This is a genomic window from Streptomyces fodineus, assembly GCF_001735805.1.
Taxonomy (GTDB): Bacteria; Actinomycetota; Actinomycetes; order Streptomycetales; family Streptomycetaceae; genus Streptomyces; species Streptomyces fodineus.
The window spans coordinates 8,885,320-8,906,912 of record NZ_CP017248.1; the positions used below are offsets into that span (position 1 = coordinate 8,885,320).

The 21,593-nt window shown below is 72.6% G+C and carries 16 protein-coding genes; 11 read left to right on the plus strand and 5 right to left on the minus strand.

Annotation, left to right across the window (positions count from 1 at the left end):
* The first annotated feature begins 172 nt into the window (after positions 1-172).
* A complete protein-coding gene (locus tag BFF78_RS38550; RefSeq protein WP_069782686.1) occupies positions 173-2,554 on the plus strand; it encodes a phosphoketolase family protein in 2,382 nt (793 codons plus the stop codon).
* Positions 2,555-2,596: 42 nt separating this feature from the next.
* On the opposite strand, the gene BFF78_RS38555 is transcribed toward BFF78_RS38550, so the two are convergent.
* Positions 2,597-2,992 carry an STAS domain-containing protein gene (locus BFF78_RS38555; protein ID WP_079161661.1) on the minus strand — a complete coding sequence of 132 codons (396 nt, stop codon included), beginning with the start codon at positions 2,990-2,992 and terminating at the stop codon, positions 2,597-2,599.
* A gap of 253 nt (positions 2,993-3,245) precedes the next feature.
* On the opposite strand from BFF78_RS38555, the gene BFF78_RS38560 reads away from it, so the two are divergent.
* The gene (locus BFF78_RS38560; protein ID WP_069782687.1) at positions 3,246-4,316 is read left to right on the plus strand and encodes a zinc-dependent alcohol dehydrogenase family protein; all 1,071 of its coding nucleotides are present in this window, start codon (positions 3,246-3,248) and stop codon (positions 4,314-4,316) included.
* A 21-nt stretch (positions 4,317-4,337) separates the two neighbouring features.
* On the plus strand, positions 4,338-5,012 hold the full coding sequence (locus BFF78_RS38565) for a pyridoxamine 5'-phosphate oxidase family protein (RefSeq protein WP_069782688.1): 675 nt from the start codon (positions 4,338-4,340) through the stop codon (positions 5,010-5,012).
* Here BFF78_RS38565 and BFF78_RS38570 read toward each other — a convergent pair.
* Positions 5,002-5,484 (minus strand): pyridoxamine 5'-phosphate oxidase family protein, encoded by a 483-nt coding sequence (locus tag BFF78_RS38570; protein WP_069782689.1) that lies wholly within the window; start codon positions 5,482-5,484, stop codon positions 5,002-5,004. The genes BFF78_RS38565 and BFF78_RS38570 overlap by 11 nt on opposite strands.
* 243 nt (positions 5,485-5,727) lie before the next feature.
* Here BFF78_RS38570 and BFF78_RS38575 point away from each other — a divergent pair, with 243 nt between their 5' ends.
* Together BFF78_RS38575 and BFF78_RS38580 are read left to right on the plus strand one after the other, a co-directional pair.
* Entirely contained in the window at positions 5,728-7,449 is a 1,722-nt protein-coding gene (locus tag BFF78_RS38575; RefSeq protein ID WP_069782690.1) for a sensor histidine kinase, read from the plus strand.
* 118 nt (positions 7,450-7,567) lie between these two features.
* The gene (locus tag BFF78_RS38580) at positions 7,568-8,227 is read left to right on the plus strand and encodes a CBS domain-containing protein (RefSeq protein ID WP_069784082.1); all 660 of its coding nucleotides are present in this window, start codon (positions 7,568-7,570) and stop codon (positions 8,225-8,227) included.
* Positions 8,228-8,254: 27 nt separating this feature from the next.
* Here the strand turns inward: BFF78_RS38580 and BFF78_RS38585 are convergent, their stop codons facing one another.
* Positions 8,255-8,908 carry a CBS domain-containing protein gene (locus BFF78_RS38585; protein ID WP_069784083.1) on the minus strand — a complete coding sequence of 218 codons (654 nt, stop codon included), beginning with the start codon at positions 8,906-8,908 and terminating at the stop codon, positions 8,255-8,257.
* Between the two features lie 26 nt (positions 8,909-8,934).
* Positions 8,935-9,393, minus strand: coding sequence for a Crp/Fnr family transcriptional regulator (locus BFF78_RS38590; protein WP_069784084.1), 459 nt, complete (start codon positions 9,391-9,393; stop codon positions 8,935-8,937).
* 298 nt (positions 9,394-9,691) lie between these two features.
* Here BFF78_RS38590 and BFF78_RS38595 point away from each other — a divergent pair, with 298 nt between their 5' ends.
* From BFF78_RS38595 to BFF78_RS38620, 6 genes are all read left to right on the plus strand, one after another.
* Positions 9,692-10,696 carry a 2-dehydropantoate 2-reductase gene (locus tag BFF78_RS38595; protein ID WP_069782691.1) on the plus strand — a complete coding sequence of 335 codons (1,005 nt, stop codon included), beginning with the start codon at positions 9,692-9,694 and terminating at the stop codon, positions 10,694-10,696.
* 114 nt (positions 10,697-10,810) lie between these two features.
* Positions 10,811-11,656, plus strand: coding sequence for an oxygenase MpaB family protein (locus BFF78_RS38600; RefSeq protein WP_069782692.1), 846 nt, complete (start codon positions 10,811-10,813; stop codon positions 11,654-11,656).
* A gap of 120 nt (positions 11,657-11,776) precedes the next feature.
* A complete protein-coding gene (locus BFF78_RS38605; RefSeq protein WP_069782693.1) occupies positions 11,777-14,050 on the plus strand; it encodes a serine/threonine-protein kinase in 2,274 nt (757 codons plus the stop codon).
* A 358-nt stretch (positions 14,051-14,408) separates the two neighbouring features.
* Positions 14,409-15,974, plus strand: a complete 1,566-nt coding sequence (locus BFF78_RS38610) for a phytoene desaturase family protein (protein ID WP_069782694.1) — start codon at positions 14,409-14,411, stop codon at positions 15,972-15,974.
* 77 nt (positions 15,975-16,051) lie between these two features.
* Positions 16,052-17,164, plus strand: coding sequence for a nitronate monooxygenase (locus BFF78_RS38615; protein WP_069782695.1), 1,113 nt, complete (start codon positions 16,052-16,054; stop codon positions 17,162-17,164).
* The gene (locus BFF78_RS38620) at positions 17,161-18,711 is read left to right on the plus strand and encodes an acyl-CoA synthetase (RefSeq protein WP_069782696.1); all 1,551 of its coding nucleotides are present in this window, start codon (positions 17,161-17,163) and stop codon (positions 18,709-18,711) included. Before BFF78_RS38615 ends, BFF78_RS38620 begins: the two co-directional genes overlap by 4 nt.
* Before the next feature lie 6 nt (positions 18,712-18,717).
* Here the strand turns inward: BFF78_RS38620 and BFF78_RS38625 are convergent, their stop codons facing one another.
* Positions 18,718-21,588 (minus strand): ATP-binding protein, encoded by a 2,871-nt coding sequence (locus BFF78_RS38625; protein ID WP_227026037.1) that lies wholly within the window; start codon positions 21,586-21,588, stop codon positions 18,718-18,720.
* Between the last annotated feature and the right edge of the window lie 5 nt (positions 21,589-21,593).

A 21,593-nucleotide genomic window follows, 5' to 3' on the forward strand; every position in this document is an offset into this window, starting at 1 on the left:
GGCCACGCCCGCGACGCCCTGCTCGCCGTCTGTGCCCGGCGCCACGGCCGCCGGCTCGGCCGGGTCGTCCACGGGGCACTGCACCACGCGGCGTGCCCGGTGGCCGTCGTATCCGAAATTTTCTGACAATCCAGGCAAACTGACCGCCCATGGATCACACATCGGAGGACCCATGCCCACGGCCGCCCACCCGGACGCCCCCGCACTCACCGACGAGGAACTGCGCACCCTGGACGCCCACTGGCGCGCCGCCAACTACCTGGCGGCGGGCCAGATCTACCTCATGGCCAACCCGCTGCTGACCGAGCCGCTCAGGCCCGAGCACATCAAGCCCCGGCTGCTCGGCCACTGGGGCACCTCGCCCGGCCTGAACCTCGTGTACACGCACCTCAACCGTGTGATCAAGGCGCGCGGACTTGACGCCCTGTGCGTGTGGGGGCCGGGACACGGGGGACCGGCCGTCCTCGCCGGTTCCTGGCTGGAGGGCAGTTACAGCGAGACCTACCCCGACGTCTCACGCGACGCGGCCGGCATGGAGCGGCTGTTCCGGCAGTTCTCCTTCCCCGGCGGTGTGCCCAGCCATGTGGCCCCGGAGACCCCGGGCTCGATTCACGAGGGCGGCGAACTCGGCTACTCCCTCGCGCACGCCTACGGCGCCGCCTTCGACAACCCGGGCCTGCTGGTGGCCTGTGTGATCGGCGACGGCGAGGCGGAGACCGGGCCGCTGGCCGCCTCCTGGCACTCCAACAAGTTCCTCGACCCGGTGCACGACGGCGCCGTCCTGCCGATCCTGCACCTCAACGGCTACAAGATCGCCAACCCGACCGTGCTGTCCCGGCTGCCCGAATCCGAACTCGACGCGCTGCTGCGGGGGTACGGCCACGAACCCCTGCACGTCACCGGCGACGACCCTGCCGCGGTGCACCGCGCCCTGGCCGGCGCGCTCGACGAGGCGCTGGACCGTATCGCCCTGATGCAGCGCACCGCCCGCGAGGAGGGCATCGCCGAGCGCGTGCACTGGCCGGTGATCGTGCTGCGCACCCCGAAGGGCTGGACCGGCCCCGCCGAGGTCGACGGCGAACCGGTGGCGGGCACCTGGCGCTCCCACCAGGTCCCGCTGGCCATGGTGCGCGAGAATCCGGCGCATCTGCGGCAGCTGGAGCAGTGGCTGCGCTCGTACCGGCCCGAGGAGCTGTTCGACGCGGACGGCCGTCCTGTCACGGAGGTCCTCGCCTGCGTCCCCGAGGGGGCGAAGCGACTCGGAGCAACCCCGTACGCCAACGGCGGCCTCTTCGTCCGCGAGCTGCCGCTGCCCTCCCTCGACACCTTCGCCGTACCCGTCGACAAGCCGGGCTCCACGCTGCACGAGCCGACCCGGGTGCTCGGTGGTCTCCTCGCCCAGGTCATGAACGACACCCGGTCGCGCCGGGACTTCCGCCTCGTCGGCCCGGACGAGACGGCCTCCAACCGGCTCCAGGCCGTCTTCGGCGCCAGCGGCAAGGCCTGGCAGGCCGGGCTGCTCCCGGTGGACGAACACCTGGACCGGCACGGCCGGGTGATGGAGATCCTCTCCGAACACCTCTGCCAGGGCTGGCTGGAAGGCTATCTGCTGACCGGCCGGCACGGCCTGTTCTCCTGCTACGAGGCGTTCGTGCACATCGTCGACTCGATGGTCAACCAGCACATCAAGTGGCTCAGGACATCCCGTGAACTGCCCTGGCGGGCTCCGATCCCGTCCCTCAACTACCTGCTCACCTCACATGTGTGGCGCCAGGACCACAACGGCTTCTCCCACCAGGACCCCGGGTTCGTGGATCACGTCCTCAACAAGAGCCCGTCGGTCGTGCGGGTCTACCTGCCGCCGGACGCCAACACGCTCCTGTCCGTGGCCGACCACGTCCTGCGCAGTCGCGACTACGTCAATGTCGTCGTGGCCGGCAAGCAGCCCTGCTTCGACTGGCTGACCATGGACCAGGCCAGGGTGCACTGCGCGCGCGGCGCGGGAATCTGGGACTGGGCGGGCACCGAGAACGGCGGCGAGCCCGACGTCGTCCTCGCCTGCGCCGGTGACGTGCCCACCCAGGAGGTGCTGGCGGCCGCACAGCTGCTGCGCCGGCACCTGCCGCAGCTCGCGGTGCGGGTGGTGAACGTGGTCGACATGACACGGCTGCTGCCGCACGAGGCACACCCGCACGGGATGACCGACTTCGAGTACGACGGGCTGTTCACGGCGGACAAGCCGGTGGTCTTCGCCTACCACGGCTACCCGTGGCTGGTCCACCGCCTCGCCTACAGCCGTACCGGGCACAAGAACCTTCATGTCCGCGGATACAAGGAGGCCGGCAGCACGACCACCCCGTTCGACATGGTCGTACGCAATGACCTCGACCGGTACCGGCTCGTCATGGACGTCATCGACCGAGTCCCCGGCCTCGCCGTACGCGCCGCCGCGGTACGCCAGACGATGGCCGACACCCGCACCCGCCATCACACGTGGATCCGCGCCCACGGCACCGACCTGCCCGAGGTCGCCGAGTGGAGCTGGAACAGCTGAGCGCCGAGGGCCGGGTACGCCGGGCGCGACGCCGGCGGGGCTTCATGAGGAGATGATCGGGTCCGGCAGAGGATGGGGGAGACGTGTGTGCATCTCGAAGACATCGCTGAGGCCGGTGACCTGGAGCATCCGGCGGAAGCCCACGCTCTCCGAGACCAGCCGCAGCCGGCCCTGCCGGGCCAGTGCGCGGTTGCGGGCCCGGCACAGGACGCCCAGCCCGGCGCAGTCGATGAACCGGACCAAGCGCAGGTCCAGCACCAGCTCGGGGTGCGGATGCGCCGTGAGCGTGTCGAGCCGCTCGGACAGCGCGGGCGCCGTCAGCAGATCGATCTCGCCCCGCAGGGCAACGACGGTTGCTCCGCCGACCACGCGATGGGCCGCGACCACGTCCTCCCGGGTGTGCTGCGGTGCCACTCGCGGGGTGTCGTTCTCGGACATGAGAAGAGCGAACCGGGGACACCGGCCGGGACGGTAGGGCCATCCGGCCCTGGGCGCCCGTCCGTATGGGCAACAACCGGCTCCGGGCGGGCGCCCGTGCGCGCGAGGGGCACCGTCCGGCCGAGAGGGGAGGGCCGGACGGCCCAAGCGGCATCGCTCACCGACTGGTGAAGCTGGACATACAGGATGATTCCGGCGCCGTACCGGAGCCATGGTTTCCGCCGCGGACCGACCGAAGAGGGTGAGGAGCGCCATGAAAGGCTTCGTCTTCCACGGCCTCGGACAGGCGTCCTGGCAGGACGTCCCGGACCCGGCCGTCAAGGAGCCCACCGACGCGATCGTGAAGGTCGGCGCGGTGACCATCTGCGGGACGGACCTGCACATCCTCAAGGGCGACGTCCCCGAGGTCCACCCCGGCACGGTGCTCGGCCACGAGGCGGTCGGCGAGATCGTCGAGGCCGGCGGCGACGTACGCACCGTACGCCCCGAGGACCGGGTGCTGATCTCCTGCATCACCTCCTGCGGACGGTGCCGGTTCTGCCGGGACGGCTCCTACGGCCAGTGCCGGGGCGGCGGAGGCTGGATCCTCGGCCACCTCATCGACGGCACCCAGGCCGAGTACGTCCGTGTGCCGCACGCCGACCTGTCCGTCCACCCGCTGCCCGCCACCGTGCCCGGCGAGGACGCCGTCCTGCTCGCGGACATCTTCCCCACCTCCTACGAGGTCGGCGTCCTCAACGGGCGGGTACGACCCGGGGACACCGTCGTGATCGTCGGCGCCGGCCCGATCGGACTGGCGGCCATCGTCACGGCGCACCTGTTCGCCCCGGAGCGGATCATCTCGGTCGACATGGCTCCGGCCCGGCTGGAGGCCGCCCGGCGGCTCGGTGCCGACGCTGTCGCGGACGCCCGGGAGGCCCCGGGTGAGCTGGTCGCCGACCTGACCGACGGGCTCGGCGCGGACGTGGTCATGGAGGCGGTCGGCGCACCCGAGAGCTTCGAGCTGTGCACCCGTCTGGTCCGCCCCGGCGGACACGTGGCCAACATCGGCGTACACGGCAAGCCCGCCACGCTGCACCTCGAAGACCTCTGGGCCAAGAACGTGACCATCACCACGGGCCTGGTGGACACCTCCTCCACCCCCACCCTGCTGCGGATGGCCGCCGCCGGCCGGCTGCCGACCGGGCAACTGATCACCCACACCTTCCCGCTGGACCACATGGAAGAGGCGTACGAGGTCTTCGCCAAGGCCGCCGAGACCGGCGCGCTCAAGGTGGTGCTCGGCGGGGAGCAGCACGCGGAAGTCGCCGTTCCCGCGGCCTGATCGAGAAGGAGCGTGCCGGCCATGACCGAACGGACGCGAGCGAACGTGACGACGCAGACGCCGCTGGGCGACCTGGGCCGCCGTCTTGCCGCCCGGCGGGCACAGCTCGGCCTGACCCGAGGCGAGGTGGCCGCGCGCGCCGGCATGGCGGCCGCCTACCTCGGTTATCTGGAGGAGCATCCGGGCGGCGCCCCCGGCACCGGCCCCCTGATCAAGCTGGCCGAGGCGCTGGAGACCACGGTGACCGAGCTGACCGGCGGCGCCGTCGACGTGCCGCCGGGACCCGGGCGCGCCGGGCGCGAGCCCCGCTTCACCGAGCTGACACCCGCCGAGTGCCGGTCGCTGCTGGGCACGCACGGCGTGGGCCGGCTCGCGGTGTCCACCGGCACCGGGCCCGTCATCGTGCCCGTCAACTACGGTGTCGTCGACGACGCGATCGCCTTCCGGACCGCCCTCGGGGCGACCCCGTCCCTCGCGGCCGGCCAAGAGGTGGCGTTCGAGGTCGACCGCATCGATGACGCTTTCAGCCAGGGCTGGAGCGTCCTGGTCCGCGGACACGCGCGGACGGTGACCGACGAGCGGGAACAGCGACGACTCACCGAGCAGGCGTACAGCGCCCCTTGGGCGGGTGGCACGCGGGACCTGTGGGTGCGCGTCGAGCCCCGCACGGTGACCGGACGCCGGATCACGGCCTGAGCCGGTCCCGCTCCGGCGCTCGGTCGAGCTCCGCTTCGTCCGCCCCGGTGAGCAGCACACCCGTGACCATCTCGGGGCGGATGCGCACCGCGTGGTCCGGCTCCTGCAGCGGCACCCAGGGACTCAACAGCCCCCGGATCCGCGCCAGTTCGTCAGGATCCGTGACCAGGCGGGCGTAACCGGTGACCACCACGCTCCAGCCGGTGTGCGTGACCGGGTCGATCACATCGGCTTCGTAGGCGACGACCACTCCGGCGTCGTCGGAATGCCGGGTGTGCCAGGTCAGCGCCGCGCCCTCGGGCGTACGGATCACGATGTCACCACCGTCCACGATGTGGTTGACGGGGCGCACGGTCGGCAGCGCCTGCCGCGTGAACACGATCCGCCCCAGGGAAACACTGCCCAGCAGGCTCAGCGCCTCGGCTCGGTCGAGGTCGAAGCGGCGGTGCGTCGGACTGTGATCACGGATCATGGCTGGCTTCTTCGCGTCTACGTCACTCTCGTCCCGTGTCCCTTCACCGTCTCCCACGGCCCTGATTCCCCCCAGGTGCCGTTCGGTCCTCGATCAAGGGCCGGTCGTCCCCGCTTCCCCAAGCCACCGGTGCCCAAGCCGCCGCGAGGAGAGCCGGTCCGGGTAACCACCCCGGGGCATAGCCGATATCGTGGAGACAACCCGCAGGCGGGGGGTCCGTGTGCCGGCCGGACATGGAGGGACATGGTGGCAAACCCCGAAGAGCCTCGCGTACGACTGCCGCAGCTCAAGCTCGACGAGCTGCTGGAGGAGCTGCAGGCCCGGATCAACGCGGCCCGCAACGCACAGGATCGCGTCCACAGCCTGCTGGAGGCCGTCCTCTCCGTCGGCCGGGAACTGGACCTGGAACAGGTCCTGCACTCCATCGTGGAAGCGGCCGCGGCGCTCGTGGACGCCGAGTACGCCGCCCTCGGCGTCATCGGACCGGACGGCCGGCGGCTGTCCGCCTTCCACACGGTGGGCGTCACAGGGGAGCAGATCGCCGTGATCGGCCCCTTTCCCGAGGGCCACGGCATCCTCGGTGAACTGATACGGCACCCGCATCCGCTCCGGCTCGGGAAGATCTCCGAGCACCCGGCCTCGTACGGCTTCCCGCCCGGCCACCCGCCCATGAGCAGCTTCCTCGGTGTCCCGATCCGGGTCCGCGACCAGGTCTTCGGCAACCTGTACCTGACCGAGAAGCGCGGCGGCGCGGAGTTCGACGAGGAGGACGAGTCGGTGCTGTCCACGCTGGCCGTGGCGGCCGGCGTGGCCATCGACAACGCGCGCCTCTACGAGGACTCCCGGCTGCGCGAGCGCTGGCTGCGCGCGAACGCGGAGATCGGCCACAGCCTGATGTCCGGCAGCGACCGCGCCGATGCCCTGAGCCTGATCGCCGAGCGCGCCCGGGAGATCTCGGGCTCGGCCCTGGCAGCGGTCGCCCTGCCCATGGAGAACACGAAATCGCTCAACGTGGAGATCGCCGTCGGCGTGGACGCCGAGGCACACCGCGGCCTGGTACTGCCCCTGCACGAAAGCCTGATGGGGCTGGCGTACGCCGCGGCCGCCCCGGTCACCAGCGACGACGTCGTCCACGACCCTCGGATCACCCCCGATCCGCCGCGCTTCGACGGGCTCGGTCCCGCCGCCGCCGTCCCCATCGGCACGGGTGCGGACGGGGCACGAGGGGTCGTCCTGGTGGCCCGGGAAGAGGGCCGGCCGGTCTTCCTGCGGAAGGAGACCGAGATGCTGCAGGGCTTCGCCGCCCAGGCCGCGATCGCGATGGAACTGGCCGAGCGCCGGCAGGACGCCCAGCAGATCGCGCTGCTGGAGGACCGCGACCGCATCGCCCGGGACCTGCACGACCTCGCGATCCAGCGGCTGTTCGCCACCGGGATGACCCTGCAGAGCGCGGGCCGGTTCATCGAGCATCCCGAGGCCTCCGAGCGGGTGCTGCGGGCCGTCGACGACCTGGACGAGACCATCAAGATCATCAGGTCGACGATCTTCGGACTGCGGTCCCGCACCGGCACCGCCGGAAGCGGGCTGCGGGCGCGGGTGGTCCACGCGGTCGGTGAGGCCGCCCCCGTGCTGGGCTTCGCCCCCAGCGTGCGCATGGAAGGCCTGGTGGACACCGATGTGCCGGCCGGGATCGCCGACGACGTCGTGGCCGTGCTGACCGAGGCCCTCACCAACATCGCCCGGCACGCCCACGCCGACCGGGCCCAGGTGGCCCTGACGACCGACGGCCGCGAGGTGTGCCTGCGGGTCTCGGACAGCGGAGTGGGAATCGCGCCCGGCGGCCGGCGCAGCGGACTGCGCAACATGGCCGAGCGGGCGGAAAAGCTCGGCGGGGGGCTCGCACTGACCAGCCCCGAGGAGGGCGGTGCCACGCTGCAATGGCGTGTCCCGCTGCCCGCCGGATAGGCCACTGACCGGGCCGGCACGGGCAGCGGATCAGGGCCACTCGGCCCCTGTCCCGTACGGGTTCGCCGCCGCAGTCTGATGGTGTCCGACGACGGTGACCGTGCCCCTGGAGGACGCCATGAACGGCACTCCGGCCCTCGTGAACGACGTGATGACCCACCGGGTCGTCGCCCTGCGGGGAGGGGCGGCCTTCAAGGACATCGTGAAGGTCATGCGCGAATGGCGAGTCAGCGCCCTGCCGGTGCTGGACGACGCCGGCCGCGTCATCGGGGTCGTCTCCGAGGGCGATCTGCTGCCCATCGACAAGCCGGACGCCGTCACCGCGGCCGGGCTGATGACCGCCCCGGCCGTCACCGTGGCACCCGATGCCACGCTTGACCACGCCGCGCGCATCATGGCCCGTACCAGGGTCAAGCGACTGCCGGTCGTCGACCGGGCCGGCCTGCTGCTCGGCATCGTCAGCCGCTCCGACCTGCTGAAGGTCTTCCTGCGGGACGACGCGGACATCGCCGAGGAGGTGCGGCGCGAGGTCGTCGTACGACTCTTCGGTACGCACGCCGCCGCCGTCCGCGTGGAGGTGCGCGACGGCGTCGTCACGCTGGCCGGTCGGGCCCGGGAAACCGCCCTGATTCCGCTCGCCGTACGGCTCGCAAGGGCCGTGGCGGGCGTGGTGGACGTGCGGTGCGCCCTGGCCGGACCGCCCCGCCGCCCCGACCTCGACCCGGCAGACGGCATGTACGGCCGTCGGATCGGCACCGACGGCCGTACGGCCGTATGAGACGCTCCCCGCGAGATGGAGCGGGATTCAGCCCTCGTCGGCCGCGGTGAGCCGGCAGTCCACTGCGACGACACCCTCGACACCTCGCACCAGACGTGCGGCGAGCGGAATCCGGGCGGCGCCGCGAACCCGTCCCGTCAGGGTGGCGACGCCGTCGGTGACCACGATGTGCACGGGCTCGACCGGGGCGGGGAACAAGGGGTCGACGACATCGCGGCGGATCTCGTCGGCGAGGTCGTTGTCCGCGCGCAGGAACACCTTCAGCAGGTCCCCGCGGCTGACCACGCCTTCGAGCAGGCCCTCGCCGCTCACGACGGGCAGCCGTTTCACGCGCCGCAGCGCCATGATGCGCGCGGCCTCGGCGAGCGTGGCGTCCGCGTGCACGGTGACGGCCGGCGTGCTCATCAGCTCCCCGGCGGTCACCGCACCCGCCTTGGCCAGATCGGACAACCGGCGCATCTGGGTGAGCCGGTCCGGATCGCTGTCCCGGAACTCCTCCTTGGGCAGCAGATCCGCCTCGGACACCACGCCGACCACCCGGCCGTCACCCTCCAGCACCGGAAGGGCGCTGACCCGCCACTGCTCCATGCGCACGACGATGTCCTTGAAGCGGGTCTCGCGGCCCACGGCGACGACGGCACGCGTCATCACGTCACCCACTCGGTGCGGGCCGCCGCCCATGCCGTCCTCCGGTCGGATCCGGGCGGTCACATCGGACCACCGCTGCCGTAGGGGGCGTAGAGGTCGAGCAGCCGGACCCGGGAGGCATGCAGCCGTTGGGCGACCACGCGCCCGACCCAGTCGGCGATCGCCCGGCCGAACTCGGGGTCCTCGGCGCACATCACCCGCACGGCCTCGGCGTCGAACTCCCAGGCCCGCACCGGGCTCATCGCCTCGGCGCCCAAGTGCCACAGATACGGCGGGAAATGCCAGGACCAGCCGATCAGTTCGCCGTGGCCGAGGGTCTCGATGACCGCGGACCTGCGGCCCGGCACGTGCAGGTCGAGGGCGACGCTGCCGGTGCGCACGATCCAGAAGCGGTCGGCGCGCCGGCCCTCCTCGAACATGCGGGCCCCGGCCTCGAAGGTGACCTCGCGGGCGAGGTACATCAGCCGTTCGCGGTGCATGGCATCAAGGGCCGCGTTCATGGTGGTGGTCGAAGTCATCGCACCGGCTCCCTTCATGGCTTCCCCTTCCAGCGTGGCCGCGCCGCACCCCGGGCCACCACGGGCCAATCGGGCCGAGCCGGGGGCCCATCGGCCCTGAGCGGGAGGGCGGAGCGCCGCCGGATGGCCGCACCGCGCGGGAAGGCCGCCCCGCGCCTCGCCGGCGTCGGGACCGCTCCGGCGGACAGGCCGGACCCGGGGCGACGAAGCGGGCCGAGAACCGACGGCACCTTGGCACCGCTGATCGCCCTGATACATGCTGGACCCTGCCCGACGCCGCCCCCGCAGGAGTCACCCCATGCCCCAGCCCCGCTTCGCCGTCCTCGGCGCCGGCAGCATCGGCTGTCACATCGGTGGCCACCTCGCCGCCGCCGGGCACGACGTGGCCTTCATCGGCCGGCCCGCCGCCATGGATGTGCTGCGCGAGCGGGGACTCACCCTCAGCACCTCCGTCCGGCCGCCCGTCCACCTCACGCCGGACCGGCTGACCCTGGCCACCGGCCCCGAAGCCGCGGCCGGCGCCGACCATGTGCTGGTCACCGTGAAGACCGCCGGCACCGAGGCCGCCGCCAAGGACCTCGCCCCTCATCTGGCGCCCGGCGCCGTCGTGGTCAGCCTCCAGAACGGGCTGCACAACCCCGCCACCCTGCGCGCCGCGCTCCCCGGCCACACCGTGCTCGCCGGGATGGTGCCCTACAACGTGGTGCAGTCCGAGCCCGGCACCGTGCACCAGGGCATGCCGGGCAGCGTCATGACCGAGCCCCACGACACCCTGGTCGCCGCCTTCCGCGGCGCGGGCCTGGCCATCGAGGCCCGCACCGACATGTCCGAAGTGCAGCATGCCAAGCTGCTGCTGAACCTCAACAACGCGATCAACGCCCTCTCCGGGCTGCCGCTGCGCGACCAGCTCGGCGGGCGGGCGTACCGCCGCTGCCTGGCCCTGTGCCAGCGCGAGGCCCTCGCCGTCTACCGCGCCGCCGGAGTCAGCCCCGCCCGGCTCGGACCCACCCCGCCCGGCGTCACGCCGTATCTGCTGGAGCTGCCCGACGCCGTCTTCCGCCGGGTGGCGGCGGCATCCCTGCGGATCGACGCCCACGCGCGCTCCTCGATGTGGGAGGACCTGCGGCGCGGCCGGCCCACGGAGATCGACTCGCTGCAGGGCGAGATCGTCGCCCTCGCCACCGCCCACGGACGGCGCGCACCCGTGAACGCCCGTCTCGCCGCCCTGGTGCACGAGGCGGAGTCCACGCCCCGCACATGGACGGGACCGGAGCTGTACGCCGAACTGCGCGCGGCGCGCTGACCCGCACGGAATCCGCACCCGACGGGCAGCCGCCGACCGACCTCAGCCACGCTGGTCACCGTGTGCCGGCGGCAAGGGGTGACGCTCGGCGGCCGTGGTCATTAGCCTGCGGGCATGGGCGACGACCCCGGGCTGTTCACGCCGAACTCCGTGACCTGGCAGATGCACGGCGACCCCATGATGTGGATCGCCGGCGTCCGCGCGCTCTACCTGCAAGCCCTGCACCCGCGCGCGGTCCGGGGCGTGATGCAGAACTCCGACTTCCGGCGCGACGCGTGGGGCCGGTTGATGCGCACCGCCAACTTCGTCGGCACGACGACGTACGGCACGACCGAGGCCGCCGAGCGGGCCGGTGCCCGCGTACGGAAGATCCACAGCATGCTGACGGCGACCGACCCCGACACCGGCGAGCGGTACGGCGTCGACGAACCCGGACTGCTGCTGTGGGTGCACTGCGCGGAGATCGACTCCTATCTGCACGTGCTGCGCCGCTCCGGCTTCCCGCTCACCGACGCCCAGGCCGACCGGTACACGGCCGAACACCGGGTCAGCGCACGCCTGGTGGGCCTCGACCCGCAGACCGTACCGGCGAGCCGGGCCGAACTCGCCGCGTACTTCGACCGGGTGCGGCCGGAGCTGGCCGCGGGTCCCGAGGCACGCGCCGTCGACGACTTCCTGCTCCACCCGCCGACGCATCCGCTCCTCATACCGGCGCGCGAGGTGCTGTGGCGGCGCGTTGCGCAGCTGGCCTACGCCGCTCTGCCGCCGTACGCCCACCAGTTGTACGGCAGACCGGCCCCCGCGCCCGCCGTCGTGACCCGCCGGCTGCGGGCCACGGGCGCGCTGCTCCGGCGCGTCCCCGCACGTGTGCGCTGGCAACTGCCGCCCAAACACATTCTGCGAGCCATGGCGAGGCTCGGACCCGAAGCACGTCCGGCACCGTACAAAGTCGGACGATAAGCCGCCATACTGGGCGAGCAGGGGGTGTGGCGCGGATCGGGCCGGCGCGGTGCGGCCGGGCGCGGTCCGGCGCAGGCCTCCCCGCGGCGGGGCGGGCGGCGACGGGGGCGGCGGATCGCTATGGGGGAGAACAGGCTGGTTCAGGGCCGGTACCGGCTGCTCGACCTGATCGGGCGGGGCGGGATGGGCGAGGTGTGGCGGGCCCGGGACGAGTCCCTGGGCCGGCAGGTCGCGGTGAAGTGCCTCAAGCCGCTCGGCCCCTACCACGATCCGTCGCTCGCGAGCGTCCTGCGGGAGCGGTTCCGCCGTGAGGCCCGGGTCGCCGCCGCCCTCTCGCACCGCGGGGTGACCGTCGTACACGACTTCGGCGAGTCCGACGGGACCCCGTACCTGGTGATGGAGCTGCTGGAAGGCCGTGATCTGAGCCGGCTGCTGGAGGACAACAAGGGCCATCCGCTGCCCGTGGACGACGTGGCGGACATCGCCGCCCAGGTCGCCGCCGCCCTCGCCTACACCCACCAACACGGCGTGGTCCACCGCGACTTGAAGCCGGGCAACATCATGCGGCTGACCGACGGAACCGTGAAGATCTGCGACTTCGGCATCGCCCGCCTCGGCCACGATATCGGCTTCACCGCCCGGCTCACGGGCACCGGCGTCGCCCTGGGCACCCCGCACTACATGTCCCCGGAACAGATCGGCGGCGGCGAGGTCGACCACCGCAGCGACCTGTACTCGCTGGGCTGCGTGCTGTACGAAATCGCCACCGGCACACCGCCGTTCGACCTGGAGGACGCCTGGGCGGTCCTCATCGGCCACCGCGACACCCCGCCCCGGCCCCCGCGCGACCGCCGCCCCGACCTGCCCGGCCACCTGGAGGAGATCATCCTCGACCTGCTGGCCAAACGCCCCGAGGAACGACCGTACGACGCACGGGAGCTGGTCCGCAGGATCCGGGGCCGGCGCACAACGGCCGTCGCGGGCACGGCCGTAGGACCCGCGCTCCTGGATGCCGCGGATCGAGGGCGCCTGCCGTCCTGGACCGGGGGCATGACCACGGGCCACAAGGCGCTCGGCGCGGGACTGCGCGCGCTGCCCCCGGACCCGGGGGCGGCCTTGTCGGCCCGGTGGGCGGTCACGCCCCGAAAGTACGAGGGGAACCGCGCGACCAGCCACAACGGACCCGCGGAGGCCCGACGCCCCGCCCCGGCACTCCCTGCGGAGCGCACCGCACTTCCCGCGGAGCGCACGGCACTTCCCCAGGAGAGCGCCGCGCGGCACCGCGAGGCCGCCCGGCTGGCCGCGCTCGGCCGGTGGGCCGAGGCGGGCGAGGCACACCTGGCCGTGGCCGCCGAGCTGGCCGCCCTCCTCGGCCCCGACCACCCCGCGACCCTGGCCGGCCGCCACGAGGCCCTCTTCGCGCTCGTCCGCGCCGGCCGGGTCACCGAGGCGCTGGCCGCCTACCCGGACCTCGCCGAGGCGAGAGCGCGCGTCCTCGGTACCGACCATCCCGACACCCTCGCCACCCGCCAGGAGTCGGCCTATGCGCTGGGCAGGCTGGGCCGCCACTTCGAGGCCCACCAGGTGTACGCGGAGGTGCTGGCCGCCCGGGTGCGCGCCATGGGCCCCGACCACCCCGACACCTTGCGCTGCCGCCACAACCTCGCCTGCACCCTGGGGCGGCTCGGCCGCCTGGACGACGCCTGCCGTACGGCCCTGGAGGTGGCCGCCGCCCGGGCCCGGGTGCTCGGTCCCGACCACCCCGACACCCTGGTCTCGCGCTGCGAAGTCGCTTACGCCCAGGGCCAGTCGGGCCGCTGGGAGGAGGCGCTGCGCATCTACCGCGAGGTCGCCGAGGCGAGAGCGCGCGTCCTGGGCGCCGACCACCCCGACACCCTCGCCGCCCGCTACGAGACCGCCCTCAGCCTCGGCCGGCTCGGCCGCAGCGCCGACGCCCTGCGCCGGTACCGCGAACTGATCGAGGACCGCACCCGCGTCCAGGGCCCCACCCACCCCGAGACCCTGCGCGCCCGGCACGGCCTCGGGGTCAACCTCGGCCGGCTGGGGCGCTGGGAGGACGCCCTGGCCGAGGCCCGGGAGGTGTGCCTGCTGCGCGAACAGACCCTGGGGCCCGCGCACCCCGACACGCTCGTCAGCCGCCGCGAGGTCGCGGTCGCCCTGGGCTGGCTGGGCCGCTGGGCGGAGGCCCTCACGGAGTACCGGCGGGTCACCGCCACCCGAGCGCAGTACCTCGGCCCGGACCACCCCGACACCCTCGCCGGCCAGGGCGACGAGGCCCACTGCCTGGAACGGCTCGGCCGGGGCAAGGAGGCCGGCGAGCTGTACCGCAGGGTCGCGGTGATCCGCCGGCAGCAGGCATCCGGGGGAGCGTGACGGATGCCGCCTGCGGCGGAAACCCTGGCCGAGGCCCCCTCCGCCCGATGCCACCCCCGGGCGGATGTCACCCCGTCCTCGGTCGAAGCCACCCCCGGGCCGAAGCCACCCCCGGGCCGAAGCCACCCCCGGGCCGGGGCCCCGGCCGATCCCCCCGGCCGACCATTTCCCGGCCGATCCACCCCCCGGCCGACCATTTCCCGGCCGATCCACTTCCCAGCCGATCCCCCCCCCGCCGATCCACCCTCCTGGCCGATCCACCCCCCGGCCCATCCACCCCGTGCCCGCCCAAGGCCACCCGGCCCAAGGGAAGGGCGTACCTCTGGCCGTCGTGGATCAGCGCGTGTTACGAAGAACCATGCCTGCCAACGCGCACACCCGCAGCTACGACGCCGTCATCGTCGGCGGTGGACACAACGGCCTGGTCGCCGCCGCCTACCTGGCCCGGGCGGGCCGTTCGGTGCTGGTGCTGGAACGGCTGGACCACACGGGCGGCGCCGCGATCTCCACCCGCCCGTTCGCCGGTGTCGACGCCCGCCTGTCGCGGTACTCCTACCTGGTCAGCCTGCTGCCGCAGAAGATCGTGCGCGACCTCGCCCTGGACTTCCGGGTCCGCTCCCGCACCATCTCCTCGTACACCCCGGCGGAGCGGGACGGCCGGCCCACGGGACTCCTCGTCGGCGGCGGCGAGCAGCGCACCCGGGAGGCCTTCGCCCGGCTGACCGGCGGCGAGCGCGAGTACCAGGTCTGGCAGCGCTTCTACGGCATGACCACGCGCGTCGCCGAGCGCGTCTTCCCGACCCTCACCGAGCCCCTGCCCGGCCGCGACGAACTACGCCGCCGCATCGACGACGAGACCGCGTGGCGGGCTCTGTTCGAGGAACCGATCGGCGTCGCCGTGGAGGAGAACTTCACCGACGACCTGGTCCGGGGTGTGGTCCTCACCGATGCCCTGATCGGCACCTTCGCCGACGCCCACGACCCCTCCCTCGTCCAGAACCGCTGCTTCCTCTACCACGTCATCGGCGGCGGCACCGGCGCCTGGGACGTGCCCGTCGGCGGCATGGGCGCCCTCACCGACGCCCTGGCCGCCGCCGCCCGCTCGGCCGGCGCGGTCATCGCCACCGGACACGAGGCGGTCCGGATCGCCACCGACGGACACACCGCCGAGGTCACCTACCGAACGGCCGACGGCGAGGGCGTCGCCGCCGCCCGGCACGTCCTGGTCAACGCCTCCCCGCACGAGCTGGCCGCCCTGACCGGGGACCCGTCGCCCGAACCGGCCGAGGGCGCCCAGCTCAAGGTCAACATGCTGCTCACCCGGCTGCCGAAGCTGCGCGATACGGCCGTCGACCCGCGCGAGGCCTTCGCCGGCACCTTCCACATCGCCGAGGGCTACCGGCAGCTGGCCACCGCCCACGCGCAGGCCGCCGCCGGTGAACTCCCGGCCGTCCCGCCCTCGGAGATCTACTGCCACTCCCTGACCGACCCCACCATCCTCGGCCCCGGCCTCGCCGAGCGCGGCTACCAGACGCTCACCCTGTTCGGCCTGCACACCCCGGCCCGGCTCTTCGACCAGGACAACGACGCCGTACGAGAGGAGCTGCTGAAGTCGACCCTCGCCCAGCTCGATGCCCACCTCGCCGAACCGCTCGCCGACTGCCTGGCCACCGACGCCGACGGCCGCCCCTGCATCGAGGCGAAGACCCCGCTCGACCTCGAAAGGGACCTCAGGCTGCCCGGCGGCAACATCTTCCACCGCGCCCTGTCCTGGCCCTACGCCCAGCCGGACACGGGCCGTTGGGGAGTGGAGACCCGGCACCCGAACGTCCTGCTGTGCGGCGCGGGCGCGGTGCGCGGGGGAGGGGTGAGCGGGGTGCCGGGGCACAATGCGGCGATGGCGGTGCTGGAGGCCACCTCGTAACGTAAGGCTGCCAAAGGAATCTGACGGGACGTCAGAAAACTCTTCCCTCCTCCGGTCCGCTGCGGCATCCTGCGCCCATGCAGACGGAGCTGAGCAGGAAACTGGGAGTCGAGCACGCCGTCTTCGGCTTCACGCCGTTCCCCGCCGTCGCCGCGGCCATCAGCCGGGCCGGCGGCTTCGGCGTGCTCGGCGCGGTCCGCTACACCGCCCCCGAAGACCTCAAACGCGACCTCGACTGGCTCGACGCGCACACCGGCGGCCGGCCCTACGGGCTGGACGTCGTCATGCCCGCGAAGAAGGTCGAAGGCGTGACCGAGGCCGACGTCGAGGCGATGATCCCGGAGGGACACCGGCAGTTCGTGCGGGACACCCTCGCCAAGTACGGCGTCCCCGAGCTGGCCGAGGGCGAGGCGTCCGGCTGGCGCATCACCGGCTGGATGGAGCAGGTCGCCCGCACCCAGCTCGACGTCGCCTTCGACTACCCGATCCGGCTCCTCGCCAACGCCCTCGGCTCCCCGCCTGCCGACGTCGTCGCCCGTGCCCACGACCGGGACGTGCTGGTCGCCGCGCTCGCGGGCAGCGCCCGGCACGCCCGCAAGCACCAGGAGGCGGGCATCGACATCGTCGTCGCCCAGGGTTACGAGGCCGGCGGCCACACCGGCGAGATCGCCACCATGGTGCTCACCCCCGAGGTCGTGGAGGCCGTCGATCCCCTGCCCGTCCTGGCGGCCGGAGGCATCGGCAGTGGGCAACAGGTGGCCGCTGCCCTCAGCCTCGGTGCCCAGGGTGTGTGGCTTGGCTCTATATGGCTGACCACCACAGAGGCCGATCTGCACTCACCCGCCCTGACCCGCAGGCTCCTCGCCGCCGGGTCCGGTGACACCGTGCGCTCCCGTGCCCTCACGGGCAAGCCCGCACGCCAGCTCCGTACCGAGTGGACCGACGCGTGGGACGACCCGGCCGGCCCCGGCACCCTGCCCATGCCGCTACAGGGACTGCTGGTGGCCGAGGCGGTCTCCCGGATCCAGAAGTACGAGGTCGAACCGCTGCTCGGCACACCGGTCGGGCAGATCGTCGGCCGGATGAGCAGCGAACGCAGCGTCCAGGCCGTCTTCGACGACCTCACCCGCGGCTTCGAGAAGGCCGTGGACCGCATCAACCGCATCGCCGGAAGGAGCGGCCAGTCGTGAGCACACCCCCTGCCGGATTCTGGGCCCAGGCCGCCCAGCACCCCGACCGCGCGGTCCTTGTCGCCCCCGACGGCGAGGAGTGGACCGCCGGGCGTCTGCACGGCGCCGCCAACCGGCTCGTCCACGGGCTGCGCGCGGCAGGCCTCGAGCGCGGCGACGCCTTCGCCGTCGTCCTGCCCAACGGCGTCGAGTTCCTCACCGCCTACCTGGCCGCGACCCAGGCCGGCCTCTATCTGGTCCCGGTCAACCACCACCTCGTCGGCCCCGAGATCGCCTGGATCGTCGGCGACTGTGGGGCCAAGGCGCTCATCGCCCACGAGCGGTTCGCCGACGCTGCGCGCGCCGCCGCCGACGAGGCGGGCCTGGCCGCCACACGCCGGTACGCGGTCGGCGAGGTCGGCGGCTTCCGGCCGTACGCCGAACTCCTCGACGGGCAACCGGAGTCCGCGCCCGATCGCCGGGAGCTCGGCTGGGTCATGAACTACACCTCCGGTACGACGGGGCGCCCGCGCGGGATCCGCCGCCCGCTGCCCGGCAAGCCGCCCGAGGAGGCCTATCTGGGCGGCTTCCTCGGGATCTTCGGCATCAAGCCGTTCGACGACAACGTCCACCTCGTCTGCTCACCGCTGTACCACACGGCCGTCCTGCAGTTCGCGGGCGCGTCGCTGCACATAGGCCACCGCCTCGTCCTGATGGACAAGTGGACCCCGGACGAGATGCTGCGCCTCATCGACACCCACCGGTGCACGCACACCCATATGGTCCCGACCCAGTTCCATCGCCTGCTGGCCCTCCCGGACGAGGTGAAGGCCCGCTACGACGTCTCGTCCATGCGGCACGCCATCCACGGCGCCGCCCCCTGCCCGGACCATGTGAAGCGGGCCATGATCGACTGGTGGGGCCACTGTGTGGAGGAGTACTACGCGGCCAGCGAGGGCGGCGGCGCCTTCGCCACCGCCGAGGACTGGCTGAAGAAGCCCGGCACGGTCGGCAAGGCCTGGCCCATCAGCGAACTCGCGGTCTTCGACGACGAGGGCAACCGGCTCCCGCCCGGCCAACTGGGCACCGTCTACATGAAGATGACCACCGGTGGCTTCGCGTACCACAAGGACGAGGCCAAGACCCGCAAGAACCGCATCGGCGACTTCTTCACCGTCGGCGACCTCGGCTACCTCGACGAGGACGGGTATCTCTTCCTCCGCGACCGCAAGATCGACATGATCATCTCCGGTGGGGTCAACATCTACCCGGCCGAGATCGAGTCGGTGCTCCTGTCCCACCCGGCCGTCGCCGACGCCGCCGTCTTCGGCATCCCGCACGACGACTGGGGCGAGGAGGTCAAGGCCGTCGTCGAACCGGCACCCGGCCACGAGCCCGGCCCGGCCCTCGCCGCCGCCCTGCACGACCACTGCGCCGAGCGGCTCGCCGGCTACAAGCGGCCCAAGAGCGTCGACTTCATCGCCGACATGCCCCGCGACCCCAACGGCAAGCTGTACAAGCGGCGGTTGCGCGATCCGTACTGGGAGGGGCGGACACGGGCGGTGTGACCACGTTCAGGGGCGAAGGCGAGGACAGCTCTCCAGGACCCCGGCGAGCCCGGCGGCGTCGGTGCCGATCTTCCGGTAGACGCTGGACAGCAACTGCCGCACACCCTGCTCGGTGAGGCGCAGTTCCTTGGCGATGACCGCCACCGGGTGCCCCTGGGCGGACAGTTCGGCGGTACGGCGTTCCCGGCCCGTCAGCGTGTCCGCCTGCGCATACCGCAGGGGCAGCGGACGCATTCCCGCCGCCGAGAGTTCTGCCCTGGCCCGGGCGGCGAGCGCCTCGGCCCCGCAGTGGACGGCGCCTTCCAGGCCTTGGTAGAGCCGCTCGGCGGCCTCCTGCAACCGCCCGTTGCGAGACAGCGCCGCGCCGTGGCCGACCTGGGCGCGCGCCAGCTCGTAGGCGGCGGGCGACTGCTCCAGGTGGTGGACGGCGTCCGCGTACAGGTCGAGTGCCGCCGGGCCACCGGTCACCTCGGCGAGGGTGTGGAGGGCCTGGCCGATGGTGGAGGCGGCGCCGAACTTCCGGGCCCGCCGCACGGCGTCCTGCGCATGGCCGAGCGCCTCCTGTGGGGCGGTGGGAGCGAGCGCGGAGGCGAGCCGCAGCTGCCACGGGCACCATGCCGGGTTCCGCCAGGCCCGTTTGTCCAGCCAGTGCCCGACCGAGGACAGCAACGTCGCTGCTTCGGCGTGCCGTCCCTCTCCCAGGAGCAGTTCCGCGTACACGGTGCGCGGGTCGGGATAGATGACGGCGTTCGGAGTCATGTCACCGAAGTGGTGCTCGTCGGCCAGTGCGCGTGCCTCGGTGATGCGCCCACGGGCGAGCAGGGTCTGGATGAGGATGCTGACGCCGAACAACTGGGCGGCCACGACCCCTTCCACCTTGTCGGCGATGCGCAGCCCTTCCCGTACGAGGTCTTCGGCTTCGGCGAGGCAGCCCCGGCGGTAGCGGACGTAGCCGGCGATGGTCTGACCGAAGGCCAGGTGGGAGCCGTGCCAGCCCTTGGCCGCGCATTCGGCGATACCCGTGCTGAACAACTCCTCGGCCTGTCGCGGCTGGTCGCCGTACATGAACACCAGAGCGACCGAAAGGGGTACCTCGAAACCGCGGTTCTCGTCGGTCCAGCTCATGCCGCCGTGCAGGGCTTTCTCGGCGTACGTCAGGGCGGTCTGCCGCGGTTCGCCACGCTTGACGGCATCCCAGGCCCGCAGCCCCAGGATGTAGCGTTCCTCCAGACTGAGACCGGGCAACTTCTCGGCAAGTCGCGCAAGTGTCCGGGAGCGGGCGGGCGAGTCGGGGTCGTCGGTGCGGACCATGCTCCAGACGAACTGATCTGCCTGCATGCGCAGTCTGACGCGGGGATTCCTGGCCTGCTTCGCCTCCTCGGCGGCCACGGCCACGGCCTCGGCCAGCTGATCGGTGTGGGCCAGAGCCGTCGTCAGCTGATAGACGATGGAGGCGCGCAGCTCGGGGTCGACGTCGGGCTCGGCCAGCGCCTGGCGGAGATGCCTCACCGTGGCCCTGGGCTCGATCAGGAACGTGGCGCACGCGAGTTCGTGAAGGACCGCGGCACGGTCCTCGGGCAGCGGCGGCTCCTGCAACGCGCGGGTCAGCAACCGCCGGGCGGCCTCGGTCGCGCCGGCACGGAGGTATTCGCGTGCGGCCTCGCGCAGACAGGCGACCGCTTCGGGACTGCCTTCGCAAGGGACCTCCAGCAGATGCCGGGCGGCGGCGGTGGGTCCGTAGCCCGCGGCCAGGACGGCCTGCGCGGCGGTGTTGTGCAGGCCTGCCCGGAAGGCCGTACGGATCGACCGGTAGATCGTCGTGGCGATCAGCGGGTGAACGAACTCCAGCTCACCTTCCGGGCCATGGCTGTCGGCCAGGATCCGGGCCGCGCGCAGTTTCTGGGTCGCCTCGGCTGCGGCCTCCTCGCCGAGCACCGCGATGGTCGCGGCGAGCTGAGGCGAGAACGGTGACCCCAGTACGGCCGCGGTGTGCGCGAAGCGGACCGTTGCCGTGTCGAGTCGTTCCAGACGGTCGATCAGTCCCGGGCCCTTGATCGCGGCGGCCAGCTCACGCATCGCGGGCAGGTCGTCCTCGGTGCCGCGCAGTTTCCGCTCGGCGAGTCCGATGGCCAGCTCCACCGCTTCGAAGGGGCTCCCGCCGGTGGCCGACCAGCATTCCTTGCAGAACCGGTCCTCGGCCGCGTTCCCGAGTTCGTTCCTGACGATCTGCGCCACGCCGTCGGCGGTGAGCAGCGCCAGGTCGTGGGGGCGGTCTCCGTGGTGTCCCACGAGCGTGCGGAATTCGCCCGCTTCGGACGGCAGCTCGTCGGGCCGGTAGGCGACCACGATCAGCAGCGGAAGATCCTCGACGCGGGATGCGAAGGAGTCGAGCCAGCTGAGTGACTCGGTGTCCGCCCAGTGCAGGTCGTCCAGGAGCAGGACGACCGGCGCTTTCCTCACCGTGAGCCGCGTCATGACCCAGTCGAGGCCTTCGCGGACCCCTGTCCTGTCCGGCGCGGGACCGGGGCCACACGCTTCGAGGCCGAGCACGGCGGCGACGATGTCGTACCAACTTCCGAGGAAGGCGCGGAGTTCCGCCCCCTCCATCCTCGCCAGTGAGGGCTGCACCAACTGGCGCACCACGCGGAACGCCGAACCCTGTTCGGCCTCCCCGCCTCTGCCCGACAGCACCGTGAATCCGTATGCCGCGGCCTGGGCACGTGCCTGCGTCATGAGCGCCGTCTTGCCCAGCCCGGCCGGCCCGGTGAAGGCGAGCACTCCCTTGCCCCTCGCTCGCGGCATGCCGTCCGCGGTGCGCCGCAGCTCCTGGAACGCGGCATCGAGGGCCTGAAGTTCCCGTCGGCGCTCGATCAGCATCTGTT